At 61.0% G+C, this 2507-nt stretch carries 3 protein-coding genes; all 3 read left to right on the top strand.

Annotation, left to right across the window (positions count from 1 at the left end; all coding sequences use genetic code 11):
* Positions 1 to 540: 540 nt before the first annotated feature.
* Positions 541 to 1191, top strand: a complete 651-nt coding sequence (locus AC1D1Y_RS25880; RefSeq protein ID WP_477651692.1) for a peroxiredoxin — start codon at positions 541 to 543, stop codon at positions 1189 to 1191.
* A gap of 23 nt (positions 1192 to 1214) precedes the next feature.
* Positions 1215 to 1814: an RBBP9/YdeN family alpha/beta hydrolase gene (locus AC1D1Y_RS25875; RefSeq protein WP_477651693.1), complete on the top strand. Its 600-nt coding sequence runs from the start codon at positions 1215 to 1217 to the stop codon at positions 1812 to 1814.
* Positions 1811 to 2507, top strand: a 697-nt coding sequence (locus tag AC1D1Y_RS25870; protein ID WP_477684875.1) for a sulfate ABC transporter substrate-binding protein, incomplete at its 3' end; no start/stop codon positions are given. The genes AC1D1Y_RS25875 and AC1D1Y_RS25870, both read left to right, overlap by 4 nt.

Here is a 2507-nt window from a genome sequence, read left to right as displayed (position 1 = left end):
CTCAGACAAGCGCGATCCCTGATCCGCCTACGTCTGCGCTCCTCGGCCCAGCCAGGACGGGGCAATCGGGAACGGAAGCGGGAACAGAAGACAGAAATACAAAGAACAAACCAAGACAAACAAGGACTCGCCTTGGCGAGCCCTTGTTTCTTCAGGTATTTGGTATTCCTATCCCCACCCCTTGTGGATGCGCCGAGGAGCGCAGGGCCAGACGGATCAGGGATCGCGTTGTTTGAGCGAAGCGAGTTTAGCGAGACCCCGGCTGGACCGAGCACCGCAGGTTGCCCGTAGCGAAGCGCAGGGACGCAGCAACCAGGGTCGCCTTTTCTTTTGCTTACTTTTCTTTTGGCGAAGCAAAAGAAAAGTGAGTAGCCGCCGGGCTACCCCCGGCCAGCAATCCTCAGCAAGATCCCACCCGTCAGGACAAGATGAAACCAACCGTTATGCACAAATCCAAATAAATTAAGAGCAATATATTCTTTTGAGTTTTAACGTCTGCTCCCCACAATGCTTCGATCAAGCAACCTCAAGGAGCAAACCATGGCAACCCTCAGACTCGGCGACATCGCCCCCGACTTCACCCAGGACTCCACCGCAGGCAAGATTTCCTTCCACGAATGGGCTGGCGATTCCTGGGTTGTGCTGTTTTCGCATCCCGCTGATTTCACCCCCGTCTGCACCACCGAACTCGGCAAAACCGCTGCGCTGAGCGGTGAATTCGCCAAGCGCAACGTCAAACCCATCGCAGTCAGCGTCGATCCGCTGGAATCCCACGGCAAATGGGTCAACGACATCAACGAGACGCAGAACACCACGGTGAACTTTCCCATCCTGGCGGATGCCGACCGCAAGGTGGCCGGCCTCTACGACATGATCCACCCGAACGCCTTGAGCACCGGCCCCACGGCCACCGTGCGCAGCGTGTTCATCATCGACCCGAAGAAGGCCATCCGCACCACCTTCACCTATCCCGCCAGCACGGGCCGCAACTTCGACGAAATCCTGCGTGTCATCGACTCGCTGCAGCTGACCGATGGTTACAAGGTGGCGACGCCGGTGAACTGGAAGGACGGCGACGACGTGATCATCGTGCCCAGCCTGCAAGACCCGGCCGAACTGGCACAGCGTTTCCCCAAGGGTTTCAAGGCCGTGAAGCCTTACCTGCGCATCACGCCGCAGCCTAATAAGTAATCAAGCCGACGGATTCACGCGAAGTGCGCTTCATCATTGTTCCCGGCTGGCGCGACTCCGGTCCCGGCCACTGGCAAAGCCTGTGGGCTGAACGCCTGGGCAATGCGGTGCGCGTGCGGCAGGACGACTGGATCACGCCTTCGCGCAAGGCCTGGGTGGCGTCTATCGCCAACACCATCCAGCTGCAGAAGGAGCCGGTGGTGATCGTCGCGCACAGCCTGGGCTGCATCGCGACGGCGCATCTGCCGCCTGAAGCGGTCGAACGCATCCAGGGCGCCTTGCTGGTGGCGCCGGCCGACCCGGAACGCCGCGCCGTCCTGAGCGACTTCGCCCCCGTGCCTTACCAGAAGCTGCCTTACCGCAGCGTGCTGGTGGCCAGCAGCAACGATCCGTTCTGTCCGGTTCGCCTGGCCGGCGCGTATGCCCGCGCCTGGGGCAGCGAGTTTGTGCGCTTGCAGGACGCGGGGCACATCAACGTTGAATCGGGCCACGGTGAATGGCCGCTGGGCATTGCCTTGCTGCAGTCGCTGGCCGGTGACGCCTCGCTTTCGGCGCCGCGGCTTGATTTTTCTTCTCCGCAAATATCTTCCTCTTCTTCTTTCGGATCCCTGGAAACGGCATGACTTCCCCAAAATTCAAAATCGCACTTGCGGCCCTGGCGCTGGCAACGAGCGGTATCTCCCTGGCGCAAACGCAAACGCTGCTCAATGGTTCTTATGACGTTGCGCGCGAGTTCTACAAAGACTACAACGCGGCCTTTATCGCCCACTACAAAAAGACCACCGGCAAGGACGTCAAGGTCGACCAGTCGCATGCGGGCTCCAGCGCGGTGGCGCGTTCGGTGGCCGACGGCCTGGACGCCGACGTGGTCACCATGAACACCTCGACCGACGTGGACTTCCTGGCCAATGCCGGTGTGGTCGCCAAGGACTGGACGAAGAAGTTCCCGGACAATGCCTCGCCCACCACCTCGACCATGCTGTTCCTGGTGCGCAACGGCAATCCCAAGGGCATCAAGGACTGGGACGACCTGATCAAGCCCGGCATCCAGGTGATCGTGGTCAACCCCAAGACCGGCGGCAACGGCCGCTACGCCTACCTGGCCGCCTGGGGTTACGCCAGGAAGAAGGGGATGAGCGATGCACAGGCCGCCGAGTTCGTCGGCAAGTTCTACAAAAACGTGCCGGTGCTGGGCAAGGGCGGGCGCGATGCGACCACCGTGTTCCTGCAGCGCAATATCGGCGACGTGCTGATCACCTTCGAGTCCGAGGTGCTGTCGGTGAACCGGGAGTTCGGCGAAGGCAAGGTGGACGCGA

This window comes from Polaromonas sp. P1_G1, from assembly GCF_056405595.1.
This window is presented reverse-complemented; position numbering and strand designations above follow the sequence as displayed.